23 protein-coding genes are annotated in these 25,436 nt (G+C 39.9%); 17 read left to right on the forward strand and 6 right to left on the reverse strand.

Going from position 1 to position 25,436, the window contains the following annotated elements; all coding sequences use genetic code 11:
• Positions 1-43: 43 nt before the first annotated feature.
• Positions 44-262 (forward strand): hypothetical protein, encoded by a 219-nt coding sequence (locus QZ562_RS09335; protein WP_293759355.1) that lies wholly within the window; start codon positions 44-46, stop codon positions 260-262.
• Here QZ562_RS09335 and tsaA read toward each other — a convergent pair.
• The gene (gene tsaA / locus QZ562_RS09340; RefSeq protein ID WP_293759356.1) at positions 207-902 is read right to left on the reverse strand and encodes a tRNA (N6-threonylcarbamoyladenosine(37)-N6)-methyltransferase TrmO; all 696 of its coding nucleotides are present in this window, start codon (positions 900-902) and stop codon (positions 207-209) included. The two genes, QZ562_RS09335 and tsaA, sit on opposite strands and share 56 nt — an antisense overlap.
• 178 nt (positions 903-1,080) lie before the next feature.
• Here tsaA and serB point away from each other — a divergent pair, with 178 nt between their 5' ends.
• Positions 1,081-2,145, forward strand: a complete 1,065-nt coding sequence (serB, locus tag QZ562_RS09345; RefSeq protein WP_293759357.1) for a phosphoserine phosphatase SerB — start codon at positions 1,081-1,083, stop codon at positions 2,143-2,145.
• Between the two features lie 77 nt (positions 2,146-2,222).
• Here serB and QZ562_RS09350 read toward each other — a convergent pair whose 3' ends face one another.
• Positions 2,223-4,715 carry a PilZ domain-containing protein gene (locus tag QZ562_RS09350; RefSeq protein WP_293759358.1) on the reverse strand — a complete coding sequence of 831 codons (2,493 nt, stop codon included), beginning with the start codon at positions 4,713-4,715 and terminating at the stop codon, positions 2,223-2,225.
• Positions 4,716-4,912: 197 nt separating this feature from the next.
• Here QZ562_RS09350 and radA point away from each other — a divergent pair, with 197 nt between their 5' ends.
• From radA to QZ562_RS09365, 3 genes are all read left to right on the forward strand, one after another.
• Positions 4,913-6,277, forward strand: a complete 1,365-nt coding sequence (gene radA / locus QZ562_RS09355; protein ID WP_293759359.1) for a DNA repair protein RadA — start codon at positions 4,913-4,915, stop codon at positions 6,275-6,277.
• Between the two features lie 826 nt (positions 6,278-7,103).
• Positions 7,104-8,501, forward strand: a complete 1,398-nt coding sequence (locus QZ562_RS09360; RefSeq protein ID WP_293759360.1) for an ice-binding family protein — start codon at positions 7,104-7,106, stop codon at positions 8,499-8,501.
• 446 nt (positions 8,502-8,947) lie between these two features.
• Positions 8,948-9,112 (forward strand): hypothetical protein, encoded by a 165-nt coding sequence (locus tag QZ562_RS09365; protein ID WP_293759361.1) that lies wholly within the window; start codon positions 8,948-8,950, stop codon positions 9,110-9,112.
• On the opposite strand, the gene ettA is transcribed toward QZ562_RS09365, so the two are convergent.
• The gene (ettA, locus tag QZ562_RS09370) at positions 9,102-10,769 is read right to left on the reverse strand and encodes an energy-dependent translational throttle protein EttA (RefSeq protein ID WP_293759362.1); all 1,668 of its coding nucleotides are present in this window, start codon (positions 10,767-10,769) and stop codon (positions 9,102-9,104) included. The genes QZ562_RS09365 and ettA overlap by 11 nt on opposite strands.
• A gap of 160 nt (positions 10,770-10,929) precedes the next feature.
• Here ettA and QZ562_RS09375 point away from each other — a divergent pair, with 160 nt between their 5' ends.
• The 10 genes from QZ562_RS09375 to QZ562_RS09420 all read left to right on the forward strand — a co-directional run bounded on the left by QZ562_RS09375 (position 10,930) and on the right by QZ562_RS09420 (position 19,395).
• Entirely contained in the window at positions 10,930-11,925 is a 996-nt protein-coding gene (locus tag QZ562_RS09375; protein ID WP_293759363.1) for a Gfo/Idh/MocA family oxidoreductase, read from the forward strand.
• A gap of 157 nt (positions 11,926-12,082) precedes the next feature.
• A complete protein-coding gene (glyA, locus tag QZ562_RS09380) occupies positions 12,083-13,339 on the forward strand; it encodes a serine hydroxymethyltransferase (RefSeq protein ID WP_293759364.1) in 1,257 nt (418 codons plus the stop codon).
• A gap of 129 nt (positions 13,340-13,468) precedes the next feature.
• A complete protein-coding gene (nrdR, locus tag QZ562_RS09385; RefSeq protein ID WP_293759365.1) occupies positions 13,469-13,918 on the forward strand; it encodes a transcriptional regulator NrdR in 450 nt (149 codons plus the stop codon).
• Between the two features lie 59 nt (positions 13,919-13,977).
• Complete coding sequence (gene ribD, locus QZ562_RS09390) at positions 13,978-15,114, forward strand: bifunctional diaminohydroxyphosphoribosylaminopyrimidine deaminase/5-amino-6-(5-phosphoribosylamino)uracil reductase RibD (RefSeq protein WP_293759366.1); 1,137 nt, start codon at positions 13,978-13,980, stop codon at positions 15,112-15,114.
• A gap of 209 nt (positions 15,115-15,323) precedes the next feature.
• Positions 15,324-16,424 (forward strand): bifunctional 3,4-dihydroxy-2-butanone-4-phosphate synthase/GTP cyclohydrolase II, encoded by a 1,101-nt coding sequence (ribBA, locus tag QZ562_RS09395; RefSeq protein WP_293759367.1) that lies wholly within the window; start codon positions 15,324-15,326, stop codon positions 16,422-16,424.
• Between the two features lie 73 nt (positions 16,425-16,497).
• A complete protein-coding gene (gene ribE, locus QZ562_RS09400; RefSeq protein ID WP_293759368.1) occupies positions 16,498-16,974 on the forward strand; it encodes a 6,7-dimethyl-8-ribityllumazine synthase in 477 nt (158 codons plus the stop codon).
• A complete protein-coding gene (nusB, locus tag QZ562_RS09405) occupies positions 16,975-17,397 on the forward strand; it encodes a transcription antitermination factor NusB (protein ID WP_293759369.1) in 423 nt (140 codons plus the stop codon).
• 59 nt (positions 17,398-17,456) lie between these two features.
• Positions 17,457-18,419, forward strand: a complete 963-nt coding sequence (gene thiL, locus QZ562_RS09410) for a thiamine-phosphate kinase (protein WP_293759370.1) — start codon at positions 17,457-17,459, stop codon at positions 18,417-18,419.
• 27 nt (positions 18,420-18,446) lie between these two features.
• Positions 18,447-18,935, forward strand: coding sequence for a phosphatidylglycerophosphatase A (locus tag QZ562_RS09415; RefSeq protein ID WP_293759371.1), 489 nt, complete (start codon positions 18,447-18,449; stop codon positions 18,933-18,935).
• A gap of 145 nt (positions 18,936-19,080) precedes the next feature.
• Positions 19,081-19,395 carry a caspase family protein gene (locus QZ562_RS09420; RefSeq protein ID WP_293759372.1) on the forward strand — a complete coding sequence of 105 codons (315 nt, stop codon included), beginning with the start codon at positions 19,081-19,083 and terminating at the stop codon, positions 19,393-19,395.
• Between the two features lie 709 nt (positions 19,396-20,104).
• On the opposite strand, the gene dxs is transcribed toward QZ562_RS09420, so the two are convergent.
• From dxs to xseB, 3 genes are read right to left on the reverse strand one after another with little or no spacing between them, the layout of a single operon-like run.
• Entirely contained in the window at positions 20,105-21,967 is a 1,863-nt protein-coding gene (gene dxs / locus QZ562_RS09425; protein WP_293759373.1) for a 1-deoxy-D-xylulose-5-phosphate synthase, read from the reverse strand.
• 55 nt (positions 21,968-22,022) lie between these two features.
• Positions 22,023-22,913 carry a (2E,6E)-farnesyl diphosphate synthase gene (ispA, locus tag QZ562_RS09430; protein WP_293759374.1) on the reverse strand — a complete coding sequence of 297 codons (891 nt, stop codon included), beginning with the start codon at positions 22,911-22,913 and terminating at the stop codon, positions 22,023-22,025.
• On the reverse strand, positions 22,913-23,155 hold the full coding sequence (xseB, locus tag QZ562_RS09435; RefSeq protein ID WP_293759375.1) for an exodeoxyribonuclease VII small subunit: 243 nt from the start codon (positions 23,153-23,155) through the stop codon (positions 22,913-22,915). Before xseB ends, ispA begins: the two co-directional genes overlap by 1 nt.
• A 297-nt stretch (positions 23,156-23,452) precedes the next feature.
• Here xseB and pomA point away from each other — a divergent pair, with 297 nt between their 5' ends.
• Entirely contained in the window at positions 23,453-24,217 is a 765-nt protein-coding gene (pomA, locus tag QZ562_RS09440) for a flagellar motor protein PomA (protein WP_293759376.1), read from the forward strand.
• A gap of 3 nt (positions 24,218-24,220) precedes the next feature.
• A complete protein-coding gene (locus tag QZ562_RS09445; RefSeq protein ID WP_293759377.1) occupies positions 24,221-25,144 on the forward strand; it encodes a flagellar motor protein MotB in 924 nt (307 codons plus the stop codon).
• Positions 25,145-25,436: the final 292 nt, after the last annotated feature.

Below are 25,436 nucleotides of genomic sequence, written 5' to 3' on the forward strand. Positions count from 1 at the left end.
CAGAATATGAGTCAGGTAATTTAGTGGGGTCACAAGACAAACGTTGGCAGCTATTGAACAAGGGCGATACTCACCTTCCCTAGAAACCGCTTTTCGAATTGCTCGCGAGTTTGATGCAGGCTTAAAAGATATATTCAGTTGGGTAGAACAATTTTTACTATTAAATATCGTTGATGCCCACATTAAGATGACTATTTTAAGATCAATTATACAATTGCCAGCACCATATTTTGCTGGCCAACAATTTGCCATTGTATATTAAGATCATATAAGGCAATACCGTAGATCTTGTCTGTGCGAGATCCTTTGTGATAAGCAGGTCGAGGGTCTTGACCCAGTACTTCTCGGATAAGTGCCTCCAATTTTGGATAATGCTGCTCAAGTTTTTTTAATTGTTCAATAGCTAGTTTGGTAAAAGTGACTGACATCAATTCTGGACTATGTTGTGCCATGCCTCCGATTGCTTGCGAAATATTATCCGCGTAAGGCACGTAGGGTTTAATATCTAATATAGGTGTGCCGTCTAATAAATCTATACCTTTGACAGTAAGGCAGAGTTGCTTATTTTGATAACTCACTGCCCCAAATTCGACCACAGACATACCAATACTGTTAGGTCTGAAAGTACTCCGTGTGGCAAATATACCAAGTTTCTGATTGCCTCCCAAACGAGGTGGGCGAACCAATGGTGAATGGCCTTTATCTGCTGTTTGATGGAAGTAAAACAACAACCATAGATGACTAAACTGCTCTATACCACGCAGATAGTTAGGGTCGTTAAATGCTTCAAAAAAGGTGATTTTTCCTGCCGCATTTTTGACCAATCCAGGTTGACGAGGTATGCCAAACTTTTCTTTGTAAGGTGTGCTGATATTACCAATAGGTTGCATACTAATGTTCATAAACGAACCGTGTATTTTGTCTGCAAAAGCTTGATTATACTCATGATTGCTTAATCTCATCGCTTATTTAATATATAAACATGTCTTAACTTAATTTAAACAAGCATAACAGCTCAATAGCATTCTGTTATGTCATTGGATAACATGTGTCCATTATGGTTATTATGATTATACAATAGTGTTTAAATTAAAAATTACGACTAAAAATTTGTTATCTCATTTGTATTTAAGTGACTTGATTTGCCAACAAGATCTAAGTGACTTTACTTTGGTTGGTGACACCTTGTGCTGCATAAAAACATTAGTTGATCAATACGCATTATCCTCTGGGTCTATTTCATCTTCTGTTCAACCACATATACATAAGTTAGTTATTTTTACGCAGGGTATACACCTGCAGCAATTGTCCCAAACGACTCAAGCATTAGCCGATTATTTAGATGTGAATTTTTATAGAGTGATTAAAGTTGACGGTGTCAGTGATTTTGCTATTTGTGCTCATGTTGTGCTCAAAGCTCAAGATAATCTGAATGAGCAATTAGAAAATGTGGCAAAGCGTTTTTGTGTTGAGCTATGTTTGGTTGATAAAACCCCTTCTTTGACCAAGCAAGGCTTGTTACTAATGGACATGGACAGCACCGTGATTGCAGTTGAATGTATTGATGAAATAGCCGTCCTTGCTGGTGTTGGTGAACAAGTATCAACAGTCACTTCACAGGCAATGCAGGGGAAATTGGATTTTGCTCAAAGTTTACGCACTCGTGTCGCTTGCTTAGCTGGTGCTGATGAATCAATTTTACAACAAGTACGCGATGCTTTACCTCTTATGCCTGGTGTGATGAACCTGGTAAAAATATTAAAATCTTACGATTGGAAAGTCGCCATTGCCTCAGGTGGTTTTAGTTATTTTGCTGATTATTTACAAGACAGACTTAATCTTGATGCCGTCGTGGCTAATGGTTTAGCAATACAAGACAAAAAGCTGACAGGCGAAGTACAAGGCATGATTGTTGATGCCGGTGTCAAAGCACAAACTCTTAAACGTTTAGCCGATGAATGGTCTATTTTGCCAAGCCAGACCATCGCGATGGGTGATGGCGCCAATGATTTGATTATGATGAATGCCGCTGCGTTAGGCGTAGCATGTCATGCAAAACCCATCGTGCGGCAGCAAGCTGATATAGCTATTCGCCGTGGTGACTTAGACTCTTTATTATGGGTGCTAAAAGCAGGGCAGGTTTAACAAGTGATGGCCAATAATTGTTGGACAGGGTGCAAGTCAAACCTTTGCACAAGTGGGCGTTTTTACATGTCAGGTATTTAGTTTTGATCGACTCTAGCCTGATTTTTTCTATACGTCGTTGGATATTTGTGATTTAAAAGTATTTTACTTTCTGGAAACTTAAAACATCTTAATACTTCGTCAGTTACATCAACAAGATCTCCCATTGCTGATACATTCCAAAGTTCTTCTTCAAGTAGCTTCGCTTTGTGCATTGCGTATGAGCTCACGTAGTTAATTTCTAACTGCATGGTCTCAAAGTCGGGTCTGCCGGTACGTCCTAGAAATACTTTTACAGCAATGAACTGTCCATTTTGTAAAGCCTCCGTTATAAACTTTCTGCGTTGCTCAGGTTGAGTAAACTGTTCAGTAAAATAACTCTTTATAGCATCGTGTATTACTTCTTTACTGGGGTCAAAAGCAACAAATAATTCACGCATATTAGGGAGAATATTAGGTTTTAATTTGTCCATAGTATGATTAATAAATTCAAGATACAGCTTAGCATTTCGATAAAGCGGGTATAAGTTAAGCTGGCCAGGTTTCGCTTGAAAGTGCAATAATTGTGTTAATCTGCTGTTTAAATATGAAGTCGCCACCGCATCAGGTATATAGTCGTCGCTGTCCTTGCGTAAAAAGTACGCCACGTTGATGATGTTATGAGAATAAATGTTACGCAATGCTTCGCCTATGCCTGGCACTTCTTCGTCGTCGTGGTAAGTTTTCAGTTTTGAATGGTTTGATTTTATTAATGCTTCAAAAAAATGTTTAGCGATATTGTTATTCTCAGTGAAAAGGCTTTGCAAATGAAGCACGTGTCCGTCTTTTGATACATTTCTGAGGTCATAAGGTAACCCCGATAAATCGAATTTTGAAGTGACTGATTGAAGCTGTGGGAAGCTCAGCAACATTCTGGATATGCCTGTTTTAGGAAGAAAATTATCTAATTCTATTTTCAAACCTTGAGTTGAAATATCTATTGTATGCCCTTTTAATACCATATCACCGATGCTGACTTGTACTGCGGTATGCAACAAAAAACGGGTCTCTTTGCGCTGATTAAAATATTTGAATCGATAAACATTGATTACAGCGGGTGGCTTATTTCGTGGGTGACCAAATACTTTTAGTTCTGACAACAGTTCACGTTGTATTGTAAATTTTTGATAGTTTTCTGTACTTAGATCGTCAGTTATATTGGTGAGTAAGGCGACATGACTAATATTTTTTAATCGTGACATCAAACGTGGCGATGGCTTTTTATTTTTTATTTTGAATTTGTCGTTAACCGAGTTAGCAATCGATAATGGGCGATAACTTTGTGCTGGGTTTACTTGTGTAAACTGTAACTTGTAAATCCGCCAACTTAATTGGCGTGAGCCATAACCTAAAAATAATTCTTTCAGATTAGGCTGGGCAACTAACTCTGCGTATGTGGCTGAGTAAAAATAAACTTTTTCATTTTTAATATAATTAAATATATAAATGAATATCTCTTGTTGACCGTTTTCAAGGGAAAGTCCTTGTTTTATTCGTTCTTGCGTTAACAAATAGCCAATTTTCGAGTCTTGTAGTTCATTTTCCCAATATTGAATTTCTTGTTTATTGCAGTCATTAGCTAAGGCATATTTAGGAACATAATGGTTCTCTACTTGTTCAATGAAAACTGGAATTGAAGCAAAATTAGGAATGTAATATTGCTCGTAGGTTTTATTTTGAATAGCAGAAATTGTATTGTCTAAATTGACTTTGTAGCGGCGTTTATTACCATGAATAAAACGTTCAAAAAATTTGTCAAAAGATGGGAGACTTACATTAAATTGACGTCTGAGGCTTAGTCTTTGCTCATTATTGAATTGTTCGACATTAATAATAGTGTAAGCGACGGATTGATATTTATCGAGAGTATATTCTTTCTCTAAACCACGAAATTGGACCGTAAGCTGTTCTTCAGGTTTGAACCAGTATTTTTTACTGACTTTAACTTTAAGCCCGCTTATCGACACATCAATAGTGGTAGCTTCAATGCTTTTATTCATTTCAGTAAACATTTCTATGTTCACCGAAAAGTTCATCCTCTCTTCTCTTCTTTGTGCACAGGCACCAAAATGAAACAGCGAAGCTTGGAAACTTTCAGTTTTTAGTTCAAGTACAGCGAGTGTGTCTTGCTGCTCTTTTTTATGTCTGACCCGAAAGTTATTTTCGGTATTTGTGACTGCCTCATAAACGCCAGTAGTGTATTCACCAAAAATCCTGATCTGGGTTTCAAACGTTTCAGATGCGAGTTCGTCCAAATAATGATCTTTGCCTTGATGTTCATATAACTGACAATCGCCATCAACTAAACCACGCAAGTCAATTAAACGGATACACGGACGAGCTAGACGCATTAACTCCATTTTTAACAAAAAACGTTTTTGCTTTGAAATTGTTGCAGCAACTTGATTCAATATTTGATTAAACTCAGGCTCATTAATCATAGGCTTAAGTTCTTCAATGATGTCGTGGTATTCTTTTAAATCTTGGCTCATGAATTCAAGGTTAGCTCAGCATTATTGATATGGGACTTGGGGTATTAACGTATTATTTATTGTTATCGACAGAAATGTTAAATATATGATGAATCAACATTGTTCATTAATATGAATATATGAAATCGCGCAGTTAAATTCAACTTAAAAATACACAACAATTTTAAAATACACAACTTTATAAGATAACTAATAATATGGCTAAACGCAAAACTGCTTACGTGTGCTCTGATTGTGGAGCTGAATACCCTCGCTGGCAAGGGCAGTGCAACGACTGCAATGCATGGAACACTATCACTGAGTTTATGGTGTCTTCAACAAACATTTCAAACGGCCGCAGTTCGGGCGGTTATTCAGGTCAGACTCAGGCCAAAGTTGAATCTTTAGCCAGCATAGACTTGCAAGCTCTACCTAGATTTGCATCAGGTTATAAAGAACTTGACCGAGTATTGGGGGGGGGCATTGTTCCGGGTTCTGCCATTCTGATCGGCGGTTCTCCTGGTGCGGGTAAAAGTACTATGCTGCTTCAGGTTATGTGTCAAATGGCAAGCAATAGAAACGCACTTTACGTAACAGGAGAGGAGTCCCTGCAACAAGTTGCTATGCGCGCACAGCGTCTTGGTTTACCTAACGACAAACTCAAATTGCTGGCTGAAACTAACATTGAAGTTATTTGTGATCTTGCTTTACAACATAAGCCAGAGCTTATGGTGATTGACTCTATTCAAGTGATGCAAGTACCGGATGTTCAGTCGGCACCGGGGAGTGTGTCGCAAGTGCGCGAAAGTGCAGCATATTTGACTCGGTTTGCCAAACAGCATCACATTGCTATGTTTTTAGTTGGACATGTCACTAAAGATGGTAGTTTGGCAGGACCTAAGGTATTGGAGCATTGTATTGACTGTTCAATGATGCTTGAAGGTGAAAGTGATAGTCGCTACCGGACTTTAAGAAGCCAAAAAAACCGATTTGGCGCTGTGAATGAGTTGGGAGTATTTGCTATGACCGAAAAAGGTCTAAAAGAAGTGAGCAACCCCTCTGCTATTTTTCTTAGTCGAGACGATCAGCAATCACCTGGCAGTATTGTTATGGTGGTTTGGGAAGGGTCTCGTCCATTGCTAGTAGAAATTCAAGCTCTGGTGGACTATTCACAAATGGCTAACCCACGTCGTGTGGCAGTAGGGTTGGATCAAAACCGATTAGCAATGTTATTAGCAGTGTTGCACAGGCATGGCAATGTACAAATGAACGATCAAGACGTGTTTGCGAACGTGGTGGGCGGGGTAAAAGTAAATGAAACCAGTGCAGATTTAGCGTTATTACTAGCTATAGTGTCTAGTTTTCAAAATAAAGTGTTAGATAAACAACTGATTGCTTTTGGTGAAGTAGGTTTGGCAGGCGAAATTAGACCTGTGCCGAACGGTTCAGAAAGAATTAGTGAAGCCGCTAAACATGGGTTTAAACGAGCTATTGTCCCAAAAGCTAATGTTCCAAAGCAGCGCACAGCAGGAATTGAAATTATTGGCGTGTCGAGTTTGACGGAAGCTCTTGGCGCTTTGTAATTGACTGAATGTTACTAATATTTAGTTTGGCAAACGTGTGGTTCTGTGGCGTCAATTATATCACATCATTGAGCTGTTTTAATGTGATGGGGTGTTTTGATAATCAACCTAGACGTCATTGAAAATCTTCAACACTTTTACTGAGGTCATTTGTTTTACAATTTATCTTGAACATAATGCAGATGACTATGAAAAAATGGGTATTGTTTGGCTCATTCAAAAGCAATACTTTGCCTTTGTAGTTAAAACGGCTGCAATAATTATTTTCAGTGTAGATGTCATTTAAATTTGAACCGACACCGCGTGTATTTTAAGTTAAAAAACGGACTGTTTGTTAGTTCTACCGCTACTTTAGCTGATATTGCTGATTCTGAGAGAGCAGATCCACCACGAGAGACCCACCAAAAATAATTCGAATAAACAACTAATCAGTCGTTGTATTATCCGATTAAGTATTTACATATCAACACACTTTTCTCGTCAGTATGTAGGGATGAATATATATTTTTTTTCATATTCTTAGCATTTGTAGGTTTATTTTTATGACTTTTCAACGCTGTAATATATTGTCTGCTAATTCAAACCACTGAGTTTGGGTCCTGTGATTTTTTGCGATCACTTAACCTAAATTATCTGTGAAGCTATTACCAGTAAGCTCACATTATTTAACATAAGTTATAGGTTTATATACTTATGTATTGCCACTTAGATTTTTCTATCAATCGCTTTGGTGTCTTATTGCAACCAAAGAAGCTGAATAAAACGGCTTGGTTAAGACATCTTAATCTTAACTGCAGATAAATAATGTCGATACACAGGAGTTTCAATGGGAAATGTTACGATGAATCAAAGTGGAATAATTCGTTATAGCGCACTGCTTATATTTTGCACATCGATGTTGATGAGCAGCATCGCTTTCGGTGAGGTAAACGAATGGGAGTCCAAGGGAAATTGTGAGATGATTTTATCCGAAAAAGCCGAATTTTCCCCGATAGTTTATTCTGGTGCGGCTACTACAATGGGGGCGCATTCAAACGTCTTTGGCAATATTCAGTCAGTTGCTGCGACCACCCTTGGTGAAGCAGCAGAACTTCATGGCAACCTTTTGGCCGGCGCTGCTGTTACGCTTGACAAGGATGGCTTCGTCAGTGGCGATATTACGGCCGGTGAGGCCGCAACGATCGGTGCTGTTTCTTCAGTTAGGGGCAATCTTTCCGCCAGAACTACAGTATTCATTGGCGCGGAGTCCCAGATCTCAGGTGATCTTAAATCTGGTGGCGATGCCAAGCTTGGCGCAGGTGCATCGGTTGGTGGCAATGCAACGGCCAAAACTTCAGTTACTCTTGGCGCCCATGCACAAGTTGGTATAGATGATATGGATGGTATAGGTGAACCATTGAGTAATGTTCGGGCATTCACTGGCCCCATTGTGCTTGGCTTGAACGCAGCGGTGACAGGTGATGCTACTCCTGGAACTATTATATCGTACGGCATGAATGCAATCGTGGGTTCTGAATATCTGGACACAACCAACCTTAAGAATTTTACTAACGAGGCCGATGGCCCAGTAGCAACTAAGAAAGCCGCATTAACTCAGAAACAAAAAGAGCTAGCCGATAAAATTGTACCAACTTACAACGAACTCGCCACAACGATCAATAGTAGCAGAGAATTCGTGCCAGGGGTCTATCATGCATCGGCTCTTACGACGACTGCAGGCATAACCCTTACGTTTAGAGGCACGGGCTATGAGTCAGAAAAGCCTGATAAGTGGTTTATCAACACTGATACATATACAAGCTTTGGTGCGAACTTGATAGTAGAGGTTCATGATGCAGCACCAGGCAGCACTATTGTTTTTAATGCCGGCAGCTATACAACCATTGGGGCAAACTCGACTCTCATAGGTACTATTTTTGCAGACACGTACATTACCACGGGCGAAAATACAAAAATAAAGGGTATCGGTTTAGACTGTGGCGGTATGTTTGCAACTAACGGGGCCTTTATATTGGTCGCAGGTAGCACCGTTGGAATTCATGGATGTTGGGTTGAAGAACAACAAAGCAAAGGAAATAATGAAGTTGAGGATGACGCAGATGTCGCAAATTGCTATTTTGCATTTGACCCAGATGCGTCAAACACCGATTACGAAAATGACGTGTGTTGCGAAGAATATGGCGGATTTCACGGTGATAATGGCGTCGAGATCACCATCACTTGATGGGAAAAATTAATGCCGTTGGTGAGTCTTAATTTTACAATTTTAAGTGGTTATATAAATTTTATCCAAAACCTTGTTCGTCAGGTATGCTTAGCGAGGCTGACGAACAGACATTTGCTGGAACAGGTGTTTTGAAACAAATTAAATGTTTTTTTGAGGGCTTATTGAACTCAAGTTGTTCGCACAAACCATTGTGTTGAACCTTTTTTACTGGTTGTAGCCTAAACAAGATGCAGTTCAGAGGTAGTTGGATAGAGCAAGGTGAGTATCTCAAACACCCCTCACTTGATTTAATATATTTTCACAAATTCAATATTAACTGAATCAATTCTGCTTTAAATATTTTTGCTTATCGATTCAATGATGTCGAAGTCAATGATGTCGAAGCCAATGGTGTTTTTTCACACATAACATATGTAATAACGGTGTTTTTCAAGATAGTGGCAATGCAGTCAAAGCCACTCAGTCGCTTGCATCGTCAAAGCTTGTCCAAACATGGATGGTTTGGAGACGTGTTTCAAGAATGGGAAATGCCCACTATTGTGAGCAGTACCCGTAAAAATGCGCGGTATGCGCCTTTTTATGGGTACTCATCCTTATTTACTTACTGATCTTCTTATACTTCAACCTATGGGGTTCAACCACATCTGTTCCATAAGTTGCCTTCAACCATGCGGCATATTCGGTGTAGTTGCCTTCGTAAAAGTTTATCTTTCCTTCGTCGCGGTAATCCATTATGTGTGTGGCTATTCTGTCTAAGAACCACCTGTCATGTGAAATAACCATGGCACAACCTGGAAATTCCAAAATTGCATTTTCTAGGGCGCGTAACGTTTCAACATCCAAGTCATTGGTGGGTTCATCGAGAAGCAACACGTTGCCGCCCGCTTTTAATAATTTGGCTAAATGCACACGGTTGCGTTCACCACCAGATAAGTTTTTCATAAACTTTTGTTGATCTGCACCTTTAAAATTGAAACGCCCACAGTATGCGCGGCTATTTAGCTCGAAGTTTCCAATACGGATAATCTCTGAATCATCAGAAATTTCTTTATAAACCGTGTTGTCACCGTTCGTTTGGTCGCGGAACTGATCGACGCTGGCCAAGTGTACTGATTCACCCACATCAATTTTACCGGCATCGGGTTGCTCGTCGCCGCTGAGCATCTTAAATAAGGTGGATTTACCTGCTCCGTTAGGGCCGACTATTCCCACTATGGCACCTTTGGGCATTTTGAACGTGAGGTCGTCAATTAATAGTCGATCGCCATAGGATTTTTTGAGGCCCGTTACCTCAAACACTTTATCGCCTAAACGTTCGCCAGGTGGGATAAATAACTCATTGGTTTCATTGCGTTTTTGATAATCGCCTGTATTGAGCTCCTCAAACCTAGCCATACGCGCTTTGCTTTTTGATTGGCGACCTTTTGCGTTTGAACGCACCCACTCTAGCTCAGTTTTAATGGATCTTTGTCGGGCGCTCTCGGTTTTTTCTTCTTTCTCTAGACGTGCATCTTTTTGTTCTAACCAAGATGAGTAGTTACCTTCCCAAGGAATTCCTTGGCCACGGTCAAGCTCAAGGATCCAGCCAGCCACATTATCAAGGAAGTATCTGTCGTGGGTAATCGCTACCACTGTGCCTTCATAATCATGTAAGAAACGTTCTAACCAAGCCACTGACTCAGCATCCAAATGGTTAGTTGGTTCATCGAGAAGTAACATTTCGGGTTTTTCGAGCAGCAACTTACATAAAGCAACTCGGCGGCGTTCACCCCCTGATAATTTGCTGACGTCAGCATCCCAAGGCGGCAGGCGTAGAGCATCGGCTGCACGTTCTAAAGCATTTTCAAGATTATGACCATCTTTACTTTGAATAAGCGCTTCAAGTTCACCTTGCTCTTTCGCTAGCGCATCAAAGTCAGCGTTCTCTTCAGCATAGGCAGCATATACTTCATCTATACGTTTGAGGGCATGTGCTACATCAGCTACCGCTTCTTCAACGTTACCTCGCACGTCTTTGCTTTCGTCCAATTGAGGTTCTTGGGGCAAATAACCTATTTTTAACCCTGTCTGTGGAATAGCTTCACCTTCAATATCGGTATCTATGCCAGCCATAATTTTTAGCAATGTGGATTTACCAGAACCGTTCAAACCCAAAACACCAATTTTGGCTCCTGGGAAAAAGCTAAGGGAAATATTTTTTAAGATATGTTTGCCGGGTGGAACCACTTTACCGACACGAAGCATGCTGTAAACGTATTGAGCCATAACTGTCTTTTTTGAGTTAAGTTGGGCGTAGTGTAATTCAGTGAAGAGCAGGGTAAAAGGTATTGTGTTTTATTAAGTTTGACTTTTTATTAATAATTGATGTGATTTGTGTTTGGCTATCGTAGTATTTTTAAATACTGTGTTGTTAATAAGGTAAAATATGCAAAGTTTTAATTGGGGTATCATTGGTCCTGGAAATATTGCCAATACATTTGCAAAAGCAATTGCATCGTCAAAAAAGGGTAAAATATTAGCAGTGGCCAGTCGTTCAAAAGAGCGTGCCACCCAATTTGCCAATACTTATCACATTGAAAAGATTTACTCAGATTACGAACAAATGTTAACAGATCCCGATATTGACATTATTTATATTGCTACCCCTCACAACTTTCATTACCAACAAGCAAAACTGTGCTTGGAAGCAGGTAAACATGTATTAGTTGAGAAACCTTGTACGGTAAATGCCGAGCAAATGAAAAAATTAGTCGCAATAGCCCAACGTTATAATTTGTTGTTACAGGAAGCGTTATGGAGCCGTTTTATGCCTTGTTTATCACAACTTAGACAATTACTAAAAGAAGGTATAATAGGTGATATTCAATACATTCAATCAGATATCGGTTTTGCATTTCAGAACAAAGAAAAGAGTCGCTTGCTTAAAGCTGAACTTGCTGGTGGTTCATTACTGGATTTAGGTATTTATAGTATTACCGTTAGTCAGTTCTTTCTTCAGGAACACCCTGATAAAATCCTCGCTATGGGACAATTAACTGATCAAAATGTTGACAGCCACGTATTAGCGAATATGCAGTATCCTTCTGGACGTTATGCTCAATTTACTTGTTCTATGTTTTCACAAACAAGCAATACTATGAAAATTGTAGGAACTCAGGGCTACGTAAATTTAGCAGCATGTTTTTGGAATACTGATACAGCCGATATATATTGTGATGACAAGCTGATAAAAAGGTTAGACATACCCCATCCTGTCAATGGGTTTGAGTATCAAATTGAGGAAAGTATGCAATGTATCGAGAAAAATATGCAGTGCAGTGATGTGATGTCACACAGCGATACCATAGGAGTACTGGATGTGATGGATAATATTCGTGAACAAATTGGTGTGCGTTTTCCAAACTCCATTGAAGCAAGTTAATCAATGGAAGTGTTATGTGCATAAAGCGTTACAACTTTTGGTTGTTTCTCATACCACAATACCACTATACAAATTGTTCAAAATAATTAAACTACTCGCTGTTTATTTAGGGTGTGTTTACCCCAATTTTAATTACCGCCGCTTTTGAGGAAAAGAGATGCTAACACGTGATATGAATATTGCTGATTTTGACCCAGAATTGTTTCAAGCAATTCAAGATGAAAACCAACGTCAGGAGCATCATATTGAGCTGATTGCTTCTGAAAACTATTGCAGTCCGCGTGTTTTAGAGGCTCAGGGCTCTCAGTTGACCAATAAATATGCAGAGGGTTATCCACACAAACGTTATTACGGGGGTTGCGAGTTCGTAGATATCGCCGAAGATTTAGCGATTGAAAGGGCCAAACAGCTATTTGGTTGTGACTATGCAAACGTGCAACCCCATGCTGGCTCACAAGCCAACACTGCTGTATTTATGGCTTTGATTAATGCAGGTGATACAGTCCTAGGTATGAGTCTTGCCCACGGAGGCCATTTGACTCATGGTTCACACGTTAATTTTTCAGGTAAAACATATAATGCTGTTCAATACGGATTGCATCCTGAAACCGGCGAAATTGATATGGTACAAGTCGAAGCACTAGCTGTTGAGCATAATCCTAAGATGATCATTGCAGGCTTTTCCGCTTATTCAGGTATCGTTGATTGGCAGAAATTCCGTGAAATCGCGGATAAAGTAGGTGCTTATCTGCTAGTGGATATGGCTCATGTTGCAGGTTTGGTTGCTGCTGGTGTCTATCCAAGTCCGCTACCTCACGCCCATGTTGTGACTACCACTACTCACAAAACATTAGCAGGACCTCGTGGCGGTTTAATTTTATCAGCTTGCGGTGATGAAGCCATTTACAAAAGATTGAACAGCTCAGTATTTCCCGGCAATCAAGGTGGCCCTTTATGTCATGTAATCGCTGCCAAAGCCGTTGCTTTTAAAGAAGCTTTAGAGCCAGAGTTTAAAGTTTATCAACAGCAAGTGTTACTTAACGCTAAAGCGATGGCTGCGGTGATACAACAACGTGGCCATAAAGTTGTTTCTGGTGGCACAGTTAACCATTTGTTTTTATTAGATTTAATTGGTAAAGATTATTCAGGTAAGGATGCAGACGCTGCACTAAGTAATGCCAATATCACAGTGAACAAAAATTCAGTGCCTAACGATCCGCGCTCTCCTTTTGTCACTAGTGGTTTACGTCTGGGCTCTCCAGCGATCACTCGCCGTGGTTTTAAAGAAGAACAAGCCAAGCAAGTGGCAAATTGGATTTGTGATGTGTTAGACAACATTAATGATGAGTCTGTGATCAAACGTGTGAAAAGTGAAGTGGTCAGTTTGTGTGAGCAATTTCCTGTCTACGCATAAGTTATTGCTAAATTGATATAGAAAAGCCGGCTAAAGTCGGCTTTTTTGTTGCTTTTTATTGCTTATAGTATGACTCGCAGTGGAATTTTGTTAATTTAGTGTATTAACTATCCTAAATCGAAATTATTTATGTTTTGTCCATTTTGTTCTGTACAAGAAACTAAAGTAATCGATTCTCGTCTGGTGGCTGATGGCAGCCAAGTAAGACGCAGAAGAGAGTGCACGGTATGTAAAGAACGTTTTACTACCTTTGAAATGGCAGAATTGGTGATGCCTCGGATAGTCAAGCGTGATGGATCCCGTGAACCTTTCAATGAAGATAAACTCCGAGCAGGTTTGCAACGTGCGTTAGAAAAGCGACCTGTTAGCACAGAACAAGTGGAGCTGTGTATTAGTCGTCTTAAATCTTCTTTACGTGCAACAGGTGAGCGCGAAGTCAGTAGTGAGTTCCTAGGGAATCTGATTATGGATGCATTGAAAGTACTCGATAAGGTTGCTTACGTGCGTTTTGCATCTGTGTATCGTTCATTTGAAGATATTCGTGAATTTGGTGAAGAGATCGCGCGGATGAGTGACTAGATTTTATTCTAGTTATTACTTTTATTTGTTTTTTATTTGTTTTTTATTATTGGTAGCATGTGACAGAATTTTCTAAGACAGATCATCAAATGATGGCCAGGGCTATTCAATTAGCTAAACGTGGCGTGTTTACTACTGCTCCTAATCCAAATGTGGGCTGTGTTATTAGTAATGACAAAGGTGTCATTGTAGGTGAGGGTTGGCATAAAAAATCGGGTACTGCCCACGCAGAGGTTCACGCGTTAGAACAAGCGGGTTATTATGCAAAAGGAGCAACCGCCTACGTGACATTAGAACCGTGTAGTCATTACGGTAAAACTGGGCCTTGTGCAGATTTGTTGATTGCATCGGGTGTTACTAGAGTAGTGGCTGCTATGGTTGATCCCAATCCTTTGGTATCTGGAAGTGGTTTAGAAAAATTAAATAAAGTAGGCATCAAAACGGAACATGGTTTGTTGCAAACTTCAGCTGAACAACTTAATCGTGGTTTTATTAAACGCATGCGAACAGGTAAACCCTGGGTGACGGTTAAATTGGCGGCAAGTTTGGATGGTAAAACGGCTTTAGGAAATGGTTTAAGTCAATGGATCACTGGTCCGCTTGCAAGGCAAGATGTGCAGAGACACCGAGCAAAAAGTTGCGCTATTTTATCAGGTTCTGGCACAGTCATCGCGGACAACCCGATGCTTAATGTGCGCTACTCTGAGCTTAACTTAAGTTCTGATGTGCTGGCACAAAAAGACTTACGTCAACCTTTACGTGTCTTGTTAGATGGACGTAACCAGTTACCAACTTCGTTAAATTGTTTACAAAATTTTGATCATAACCTCGCCGGAAGCGTTTTGCTTGTTAATGGAAAATCTAGTCAGCATCAATTTGAACAGCATGTTAGCCAATGGCAACCACCTTTTAATGGAAATAAATTAGATCTAGAAAAAGTGATGAGTAAGTTAGGTGAGATGCAGTTAAATCAAATTTGGGTTGAAGCGGGTGCGAAACTTGCGGGTGCGTTGTTACAAAATAAACTCATTGATGAATTAATTTTATATCAAGCGCCAAAACTTATAGGGTCTGCAGGTCAAGATCTTTTTGATACGATGCAGATTGAAATGATGGACCAGGTTATTAACCTCAATTGGACGGACATACGGCAAGTGGGTGACGACATAAGAATGACTGCACTTTTTAATGATTAGATCATTGGTTTAATTATTGATGTATTAGCCTAACTATAAAACCATTTATTGAGATATTATGTTTGTTGGCAAGTGACGGTAGAAAAATTATCAGTATGGCCTTTTTAGCAGAAAGTGGCTATTTGAGGTAAAATAAAGTTCACCAGAAATGGTTCGTTTTAAAGGCGAAACCGAGGCCTCTAATAAAAAATTTAAAAGAAGTAAAAAATATGCCATTAAATAGCAGCAAAGAGATAATCGAAGACATCCGCCAAGGTAAAATGGTTATCTTAATGGACGATGAAGACAGAGAAAACGAAGGCGACCTAATCATGGCCGCTGAACATGTTACTCCTGAAGCAATTAACTTTATGGTGACTCATGCTCGTGGCCTAGTTTGTTTACCAATGACTGCTGAGCGTTGTCGAGCGCTTAAGTTACCTTTGATGGTAGACGATAATAGTGCTCAGTTTTCTACTAACTTTACTGTTTCGATTGAGGCGGCAGAAGGGGTTACCACAGGTATTTCGGCTTCAGACAGAGCCAAAACTATTTTGGCAGCCGTATCAAAGGATGCAAATGCAAGCAACATAGTGCAACCAGGACATATTTTTCCGTTAATTGGTAAAGAGGGTGGGGTTTTAAACCGCGCGGGGCACACAGAAGCGGGGATAGACTTGGCGCGATTAGCAGGTTGTGAGCCTGCATCAGTCATTGTTGAGATACTCAACGAAGATGGCAGTATGGCTAGACGCCCAGAGCTAGAAGTTTTCGCAGCCAAACATGACATGAAGATTGGCACTATTGCCGATTTAATTGAATATCGAAATTTGAACGAAACCACCATTCAACAAGTAGCGAAGTGCAAGCTTCCAACAGAATACGGCGAGTTTGATTTAATTACATACAAAGATGTAATCGATAACCAAGTACATTTTGCCATGTGCAAAGGTGAAATCGATAGCGATGTTCCTGCTTTGGTCAGGGTGCATTTGCTAAACAGTTTTAGTGATTTGTTGGGCTCCCAACGAGCCATTTCTCGAAGTATGGGTTTGCCACAAGCGATTAAGTATATTGCTGATCATGGTGGTATTTTAGTTTTGCTAGGCAAAGATGAAGACTTGCTGACCCAAGTCAAACAATTTGAAGCTGAAGATAAGGGTGAAAAACCTGCTAATGCTCCGTGGACTGGCTCATCAAGAACTGTGGGCATAGGCAGTCAAATTTTAGCTAGTTTGGGTGTTAAAAAAATGCGTTTGATGAGTAAACCTAAAAAGTATCATGCTTTGTCTGGTTATGGATTAGAAGTGGTTGAATATGTCGAGATCTAAGACGCAAAATTCACAGTGTTTCCCATTACGGTTGTGCTAAACTACGCGCCGATTTTTATAGTAAGGTTTTTAGATGAATATTATTGAAGGTAACATTCGTGCAACAGGCAAAAAGTTTGCTCTTGTCGTATCTCGTTTTAACAGTTTTGTTGTTGAAAGCTTAGTTGACGGAGCCCTAGATGCGCTTGAAAGGCATGGCGAAGTCAATGAACAAGACATTACTTTGGTTCGTGTGCCGGGAGCATACGAGTTACCCATCACTGCTAAAAAACTTGCTGAACAAAACAAATATGATGCGATTATTGCTCTAGGTGCAGTTATTCGTGGTGGCACACCACACTTCGAATTTGTCGCTGGTGAGTGTAACAGTGGATTAGCTAAGGTATCTCTTGAATACGGGATCCCCATTTCTTTCGGTGTCATCACTACTGACAGTATAGAACAAGCAATTGAACGTTCAGGAACTAAAGCGGGTAATAAAGGTGCAGAAGCCGCAATTAGTGCACTAGAAATGGTGAATGTACTCGCTAATATTGAAGAGGCCAAATAGGTGAAACCTAAAGCTCGCCGTCTAGCCAGGGAACTTGCGGTACAAGCTGTTTACTCTTGGCAGATGAGCAAAAACCCTGTTGAACAAATAGAGCTTCATACCGTTACTAGTAACGATATGAAGAAAGTGGATGCTGAGTATTTTCTGGAACTATTGCGAGCAGTTGTAAAAGACTGCGCTGAACTAGATAAAAAAATTAAGCCTTACCTTGGGCGTCTTCCTGAAGAACTAGACCCAGTTGAAAAAGCTATTCTCAGGATCGCGACTTACGAACTTGTTAGTAGAATTGACGTACCTTATAAGGTTGTCATTAATGAAGCTATCGAATTGGCTAAATCTTTTGGTGCAGAAGAAAGCCATAAATTCGTAAATGGCGTGTTAGACAAGGCTATTAAGACCCTGCGTAAAGATGAGTTGTCCTAAGTATTGAAGTAAGGAATGGTCAACTTTTCTCTCACCTGATTTAAATAAAGTTAGTATTAATGAAAGAATTTAATGTAATTGAAGACTTTTTTAAAGCAAAAAGTATTCAACGTAAAGATGTGATAATTGGTATTGGCGATGATGGTGCTGTTACTCGCATTCCCCAAGGCCAAGCTTTAGTTACTACTACCGATACACTGTTAAGTGGTGTGCACTTCTTAGCTGATACACCTCCTCACGCTATTGCACAAAAAGCCATTGCGGTTAATCTAAGTGATCTAGCTGCCATGGGTGCAGAGCCTGCTTGGATAAGTTTATCTTTGAGTTTACCCACAATTGATACAGATTGGTTGGAGGCGTTTTCTAATGGTCTTCAGGAGTCTGCTATTTATTATTCTGTGCAGCTAATTGGTGGTGACACAGTTCAGGGCCCTTTATCGATAACCATAACGGCTCAAGGGTTCGTACCTTTTGAGCAAGCTTTGACCAGAAGTAAAGCCAAACCTGGTGATTCAGTATATGTTACTGGTACATTGGGTGATGCAGGTTTAGGTCTACATATTGCGCAAAAAAAACATGTGCTTGATGATCTGACACATCAAAGCTTTTTACTTAATCGTTTGAATTACCCGACTCCCAGGCTATTAGTCGGGACTAGTTTAAGGCGTATTGCCAGTTCTTGTATTGATATTTCTGATGGTCTGGTATCGGATATAAAACATATCCTTAAAGCATCTCAATGTGGTGCAACCATACATGTTGATAAATTGCCCATGTCACGAGCTTTGAAAGAATCTGTTGCATATAGTCAGGCTATTGACTACTCCTTGAGTGCAGGTGATGATTATGAGCTGTTATTCACGGTGAGCGAAGAACAAAAAGGCTATTTAGAAACAACGCTAGCCAATGCTAATGTTCATGCAACTTATATCGGGCACCTAACAGGTAATGTGGGTAAGTTGGAATTGCGCTTAGCTGATAAACCCTATGAGTATAATGCAAAAGGCTATGAACATTTTTAATGACTACAACCAAGACGAGGCATATTAATGGATAAACAAATACGTAGCCGTGTTAGTTTGCTTAATCCTGTGCACTTCTTGGCATTAGGATTTGGCAGTGGTTTAGCTGCCAAAATGCCTGGCACATTCGGTACTTTAGCTGCTCTGCCATTAGTTGTGCTGTTATCTCTTTATTCCAGTTTCAATATTTATTTGATAGTCACAATACTGAGCAGCGTCGTGGGGATTTGGATATGTGGTAAAGCTGCAGACGACATGGGTGTGCATGACGACTCGTCTATTGTTTGGGATGAATTGGCAGGTATGCTGATTACTATGCTTGCAGTTCCATTAAGCTGGCAAACATTACTCGCTGGATTTTTGTTATTCCGTTTTTTTGACATTATTAAACCTTGGCCAATCAGTTACCTAGACAAACACGTACACGGCGGATTTGGCATTATGATTGACGATGTATTGGCGGGGTTGTTTGCTTTAGTTTGTTTACATTTATGTTTAGTTTTTGGGTGGTTATAGTCTGCTAAAACAGTCTCTTTAAATACATAACTGCAATTTCTTGATAAATGTGTTGATCTAAAAATTGCTTATTATCCTTATTTCAGCCTATTGTACGTATTACCAATATTCTATTTTTGATAACTAGTTTCTAGGGTAAACGTCAGTGGTTAGGTTTTTACTGTGTCTTTACCTCAGTAGCATATCCATACACAGTTATGCTGCTGACCAAAACATTAAACGTTTCGTTTTGGTAATTGGCAATAAAAATTATGCGACAGCACCTTTAAAAAATTCCAGTAATGATGCAATCGCAGTTGCTGATAGCTTGACTGATATGGGGTTTCGATTTGAAACTTTGCAAGACCCGTCCTTAAAAGCCAAATACTTACAAGCAAAATACGATAATGAAATATTAACATTGATTGCTGAAGACAAGTTAAACGGTGCGTTAGCGCAACTTTATACTTTTTATGAGTAAATAATTTTGTGCCGTGAATTAGATTTATGTGAAGAAAATGTTTCGGGTCAATTTTTCGATTCCGATGCACAAGGGTTTGTAAACACCTACTACCCTTATATTTGTAACGTTCGTAAAGAATGGCATAACCCAGAATAATATAAAAAGTTTACTTAATTTTACAGCCCTAAACTGAGCTGCAAACTTTAGTCATCTCCTTGTGATTTAACATGTATGTCTTGCCAATGATGAAGCTTGTTAATATTGCTACTTAAAGCATATGCAGTGAGGCATGCTAGCGTTTATGGCATTTTTCAAACGAATCCCTTCTTCCAACCACCTTTTTGCAGCAGCTAAAAAAGTAGACAGAAAAAGCCGCTGGATGACAATGCCCTTTATCTAACTATTTCTTTAATTTAGCTAGGGTGAAGCTTCTCTTTTTTTAAGCCGAGTTTAACTAGGACCGCCATTATTACTTCAATGTAGTAGGTAAATCGCCAAGTTGAAGCCGCACGGGATAACAGTAAGCGTCTGCGCATGCTTAATTTTTCGATATGCTCAAGAATGTTCGAGGTCAGTATGAAATAACCTGCATTAGTTTTTTATGTCAGGATATGAATGAGCCCAAGGACTGAGTTTCCTCAAAACTGGTCTGTTTTCGTGCGCCTTTTCTCTTTGTTCTCGGCGCACTTTGTAGTGATTATCTTTTGATTGACCGTTAACTACTGATTTATTTATAAAATTCTTCAATACTACCCAAAATGCCTGCTGCATCTAAGCCCAGTTCAACATACATCTCTTGCTGTGTACCTTGCATAATAAATTCATCAGGAAGGCCTAGTTGTAATAACTTACTGTTATGTTTAGAAGATATTAAGAATTCAGCTACTGCACTGCCTGCACCACCTATAATAACGCCGTCTTCAATGCTCACAAACAAATCGTGGGTTGCTGCAAGTTGGTTAATAATGTCGGTATCTAAAGGTTTAACAAAACGCATATCAATGATGGTTGCATTGATTTTTTCTGCCGCTTCTTGGGCGTAGGGCAATAAAATGCCAAAGTTAAGAATCGCGACCTTTTCACCGGTTCTGATGGTGCGACTTTTTCCTAACTCAAGGGCAGTCATTTGTTTCTCAGGCACTACACCAGTAGCTGAACCTCTTGGATATCTAACAGCTGCTGGCTTTTGTAATTTATGTCCCGTGAATAACATTTGGCGGCATTCATTCTCATCAGCAGGCACCATGACCACCATATTGGGGATACAGCGTAAAAATGAAATATCAAAAGCGCCCTGATGAGTAGGGCCATCAGCTCCTACTAGTCCGGCACGGTCTATGGCAAATAAAACCGGTAGGTTTTGGATTGCTACATCATGAATCAGTTGGTCATAGGCACGTTGCAAGAAAGTCGAATAAATAGCCACTACCGCATTCAGCCCTTCCTTAGCCAGACCAGCAGCAAAGGTGACCGCATGTTGTTCAGCAATCGCCACATCAAAATATTGTGCAGGGAACTGTTGAGAAAACTTAACCATACCAGAACCTTCACGCATAGCTGGCGTGACGGCCATTAATTTAGAGTCTTCAGCTGCCATGTCACACAACCATTCGCCAAATATAGCTGAAAAAGTGGGGTTACTGGGTACTGATTTTGGTAACGCTTGGTCTTGTGGATTGAACTTAGGGACTGCATGAAATTTAATTGGGTCTTGTTCTGCTGATTCGTAACCTTTACCTTTTTTAGTCACTACATGCAGTATTTGAGGGCCTTTGATATTGCGCATGTTACGAAGAGTATCAACTACGCCGTTTACATCATGGCCGTCTATTGGACCAATATATTTAAAACCCAGCTCTTCAAAAATTGTTCCGGGCACTACCATGCCTTTAATATGTTCTTCAGCACGGCTGGCAAATTCTTTTATAGGGGGGACGTTGCTGAGCAACTTTTTTCCACCGTCTCGTATAGAATTAAAAAAGTTACCCGTTAACAACCTAGCTAAATGACTATTCAGTGCACCAACGTTTTCAGATATCGACATTTCGTTGTCGTTTAAGACTACTAATAAATCTTTGCTGATGTCGCCGCCATGGTTCAATGCTTCAAATGCCATTCCTGCTGTCATTGCGCCGTCACCGATTACCGCCACAACTTTACGGCCGAGTGCTTCCTTTTCAGCGGCGACAGCCATGCCTAAAGCTGCGCTAATGGAGGTAGATGAATGGCCCACTGCAAAAGTGTCATATTCGCTCTCTGGTGGCCATGGGAAGGGATGTAAACCACCTTTTTTACGGATAGTTGGCATACGCTCTCGGCGACCAGTCAAAATTTTATGTGGATAAGCTTGATGGCCTACATCCCATAACAGCCTATCAAACGGGGTGTTATAAACATAATGCAGAGCAACTGTCAGTTCAACTGTGCCTAGACCCGAGGCAAAATGGCCACTACTTTGGCTAACGCTGGTTAGCAAATATTGGCGTAACTCAACACTTAACTGTTGAAGTTTATCTTGTGATAACTCTCTTAACTGCTCTGGTGTATCAGCTTGAGCAAGGGTAGGGTAATAAGCAATATCTAGGGTCATTAAGGGGTATCAACCAATTAAATTTTATTTTATCCAGTCACACGTACATATTTATTTAGTAAGTACGGTGGATAACAAAGTCGGTAAAAGACACCAACATGTGAGTATTGTAGGGTAAAGCGCGCAAAGCTTGAAGCGCTTGTTCATGAAGTTCGTTTAGATAAACTTTCGCTTGCTCTAATCCTAACATAGCAGGGTAAGTGCTTTTGTTCTTCGCTTGGTCAGAACCTTGAGGTTTTCCAAGGACTTTAGAATCTCCTGTGACATCTAAAATATCATCCTGCACTTGAAACGCTAAACCTATCGTCTTAGCAAAATTCATTAATTGTTGCCGATTATGTGGGGTAATATCTGTTGATAAAGTTATGGCCATCTCAACACAAGCGCGAATCAATGCACCTGTTTTTTTACCATGCAATTCTTGTAATTGTTGTTGACTGATTTGTTTATTAGTTGCCGCTAAATCCATGGCTTGACCACCACACATGCCATTGTAACCAGACGCTTGACAAATAATTTTCACTAATTCAATACGTTTTACGACCAGTTCTTTTGAAAGTGGGTAATCACACAATATTTCAAATGCCATTGTTTGTAGGGCGTCACCGGCCAATATGGCGGTGGCTTCATCAAATTGAATGTGAAGAGTAGGATGTCCACGTCTTAGATTATCATCATCCATGGCGGGCAAATCATCATGGATAAGTGAATATGCATGAATAGCTTCTATTGCTGCGGCAGGGCCATCAAGATTTTTTTCTTTGACTGAAAGCATGCTGCCTACGGCATAAACTAAAAAAGGGCGCATTCTTTTGCCACCTATCAATAGTGCGTAATTCATGGCTTGTTTAAGCATTTCTGAATCTTCAGGCAAAGCATCAATGGTTTGGCTAAGGGTTTGATTAACTTTATCGCGACAATGCTGTTGAAAAGTGGTTAGGTTCATTAATTATCAGGTTCAAATACATCTAAAGTTTGCTGACCATTTTGACTGGTTAAAACTTGTACCTTTTGTTCAGCGTCTTTTAATTTTTGTTGACTATGTCTGGCTAATTGAATGCCACGTTCGAAGCTTTGCAACGCATCTTCTAAAGGCAAGTCACCATGCTCCATTTTAGTAACCAATGTTTCTAGTTCCTGCATCGATTGCTCAAAGGTAAGTGATTCTGTTTTTTTTCGAGCTGTCATATTACTCTTCGCTGATATCTGATTTGAAAGCACCTTACCTGAGCAAAAAAATGGGGTCAAATACTTTTAAGATGCGGACATAATTAACAACTTCTACGTCCGTTATATGAAAAAAGTTTGTCCTTTAATTAATAACCTTAATGGTTACTGTAGAATTATTTAGGATTGTCGATAAAATAGCGAAATGATAAATTATTATATTCAGTTTTTATTACCTTATTAGTATCGAATATCGATATCAACATTCGCTGTTAATTTTTTTTAGTTAGTAAACCTTATATTTATTGGGAGCACAATGTGGATTTAGCAACCATAATCGGTATTCTTGGCGCTATCGGATTTGTTCTTATGGCGATGATCCAAGGCGGTGAGCTTGGCACGTTTGTTAATGGACCATCAATTTTGATTGTATTTTGTGGAAGCTTATTTGTAGTCTTATCCCAGTATACTTTTGGACAGTTTTTTGGGGCAGGCAAGATCGCTGGCAAAGCATTTATGTTTAAAATTGAGACCCCTGAGTCACAAATAGAAAAGATTGTCGAAATGGCTGATGCCGCACGAAAAGGTGGTTTTTTAGCTTTGGAAGAGGCAGTAATCGAAAACGCTTTTATGCAAAAGGGTGTTGATATGTTGGTTGATGGCCATGATGTGGAAGTGGTTCGGGCAACACTTGGCAAAGATATTTCGATGACCACTGAGCGGCATGAATTTGGAAAAACTATTTTCAAAGGATTAGGAGATGTTGCTCCAGCTATGGGCATGATAGGAACTTTAGTTGGTTTGGTTGCTATGTTATCAAATATGGATGACCCAAAATCAATCGGCCCGGCTATGGCCGTAGCATTACTAACTACACTTTACGGGGCCATGCTAGCTAACCTAGTGTGTTTACCTATATCTGTTAAATTGGGCCATCGTGCAGAAGAGGAAAAACTAAATCAAAGTTTAGTTTTAGACGGCATAATAGGTATTGCCGATGGACAAAATCCAAGAGTTATTGAAGGTATACTCAAAAACTATTTAGCCGCTAGTAAACGTGACACACCAGAAGACGCAGAATAATAGATGGAAAATGAATGCCGTAAGTGTCCACCTGAAGGACTACCTGCTTGGATGGGTACTTTTGCTGATTTAATGTCGCTATTGATGTGTTTTTTTGTTTTGCTGTTATCTTTTTCTGAGATGGATGTACTTAAATTTAAACAAATCGCAGGTTCTATGAAGTTTGCTTTTGGTGTTCAAAATAAAATTGAGGTCAAAGATATTCCTAAAGGTACCAGTGTTATCGCTATGGAGTTTAGACCTGGCCGCCCGGAGCCAACGCCTATTGAAACGATTCAACAACAAACTATCGACATGACCCAGGAAATGTTGGAGTTTCAAGCGGGTAATGAAGACTCAGCTGGTGGTCGCCAGAAACAACCCGGTGAGCAGCGAGGTGGAGCAGCACAACAAACAGCGACTGACCAACAGTCAAAAAGTACCAGCAAAAGTGCTAGTCAAGAGGAAGTGGCTGAACTTACTCGAAAAGTTGCTCAGCAGCTTGAAAAGCAAATTGTTGACGGGGCTATTGAGATGGAATCCTTAGGCCAACAATTTACCATTCGCATTCGAGAAAACGGTTCGTTTTCAGCAGGCTCAGCGTTTCTACAACCACAATTTGTGCCTATTTTACGTAAAATTGGTGCGTTGTTAGCAGACATTCCAGGTCAAATTGAAGTCACTGGGCACAGCGATAGCCAGCAAATTTCGAATGAACTATATCGTTCTAACTGGGACTTATCATCACAACGCGCCGTAGCTGTGGCCGAGGCACTCATAATGGCAGATGGTTTTGATGAAAGTCGAATGTCTGTGGTGGGTAAAGCTGATACTGCGCCGTTAGATAAGGACGATGAAGTGAAAAGCCGCAGCCGTAATCGTCGAGTTGAGATTTCCATTAATCAGGGGCAGCCTAAGTTTTCGGATCCAATATCTGTTTTGGAATAACCATAGTTGTATCTGTATTGTGTGGTGCTTTCGCTTGAAGCATTGATGATATACGGGCTCATGCGGCGAACTTAATAAAGTAGAAATAGTTACTCCAGTCCATATAAATTACTTCTCTTCGCCTCGCCTTATAATTATTCTATGAACGTTTGTATTTGAAGTATAAAGTTGATGTTACGAAACCTTTGATTGGATTTTGTACCAGAGTAGAAGAGCACTATTAGTTTCTAGGATAGATTAACTTTATGCATTAATTATTTTGAGTCCTGCAATATACCAACCCCCCCTTTCT

Source organism: uncultured Paraglaciecola sp., assembly GCF_913058035.1.
Classification (GTDB): domain Bacteria; phylum Pseudomonadota; class Gammaproteobacteria; order Enterobacterales; family Alteromonadaceae; genus Paraglaciecola.

What these genes read in the sequence shown, in the direction of transcription:
- ispA (WP_293759374.1), bottom strand. Translation starts at nt 22,913, where the DNA reads ATGAACCTAACCACTTTTCAACAGCATTGTCGCGATAAAGTTAATCAA.
- glyA (WP_293759364.1), top strand. Translation starts at nt 12,083, where the DNA reads ATGCTAACACGTGATATGAATATTGCTGATTTTGACCCAGAATTGTTT.
- nrdR (WP_293759365.1), top strand. Translation starts at nt 13,469, where the DNA reads ATGTTTTGTCCATTTTGTTCTGTACAAGAAACTAAAGTAATCGATTCT.
- QZ562_RS09350 (WP_293759358.1), bottom strand. Translation starts at nt 4,715, where the DNA reads ATGAGCCAAGATTTAAAAGAATACCACGACATCATTGAAGAACTTAAG.
- ribE (WP_293759368.1), top strand. Translation starts at nt 16,498, where the DNA reads ATGAATATTATTGAAGGTAACATTCGTGCAACAGGCAAAAAGTTTGCT.
- ribBA (WP_293759367.1), top strand. Translation starts at nt 15,324, where the DNA reads ATGCCATTAAATAGCAGCAAAGAGATAATCGAAGACATCCGCCAAGGT.
- xseB (WP_293759375.1), bottom strand. Translation starts at nt 23,155, where the DNA reads ATGACAGCTCGAAAAAAAACAGAATCACTTACCTTTGAGCAATCGATG.
- dxs (WP_293759373.1), bottom strand. Translation starts at nt 21,967, where the DNA reads ATGACCCTAGATATTGCTTATTACCCTACCCTTGCTCAAGCTGATACA.
- QZ562_RS09360 (WP_293759360.1), top strand. Translation starts at nt 7,104, where the DNA reads ATGGGAAATGTTACGATGAATCAAAGTGGAATAATTCGTTATAGCGCA.
- thiL (WP_293759370.1), top strand. Translation starts at nt 17,457, where the DNA reads ATGAAAGAATTTAATGTAATTGAAGACTTTTTTAAAGCAAAAAGTATT.
- radA (WP_293759359.1), top strand. Translation starts at nt 4,913, where the DNA reads ATGGCTAAACGCAAAACTGCTTACGTGTGCTCTGATTGTGGAGCTGAA.
- QZ562_RS09445 (WP_293759377.1), top strand. Translation starts at nt 24,221, where the DNA reads ATGGAAAATGAATGCCGTAAGTGTCCACCTGAAGGACTACCTGCTTGG.
- ettA (WP_293759362.1), bottom strand. Translation starts at nt 10,769, where the DNA reads ATGGCTCAATACGTTTACAGCATGCTTCGTGTCGGTAAAGTGGTTCCA.
- QZ562_RS09375 (WP_293759363.1), top strand. Translation starts at nt 10,930, where the DNA reads ATGCAAAGTTTTAATTGGGGTATCATTGGTCCTGGAAATATTGCCAAT.
- QZ562_RS09365 (WP_293759361.1), top strand. Translation starts at nt 8,948, where the DNA reads ATGCAGTCAAAGCCACTCAGTCGCTTGCATCGTCAAAGCTTGTCCAAA.
- tsaA (WP_293759356.1), bottom strand. Translation starts at nt 902, where the DNA reads ATGAACATTAGTATGCAACCTATTGGTAATATCAGCACACCTTACAAA.
- QZ562_RS09415 (WP_293759371.1), top strand. Translation starts at nt 18,447, where the DNA reads ATGGATAAACAAATACGTAGCCGTGTTAGTTTGCTTAATCCTGTGCAC.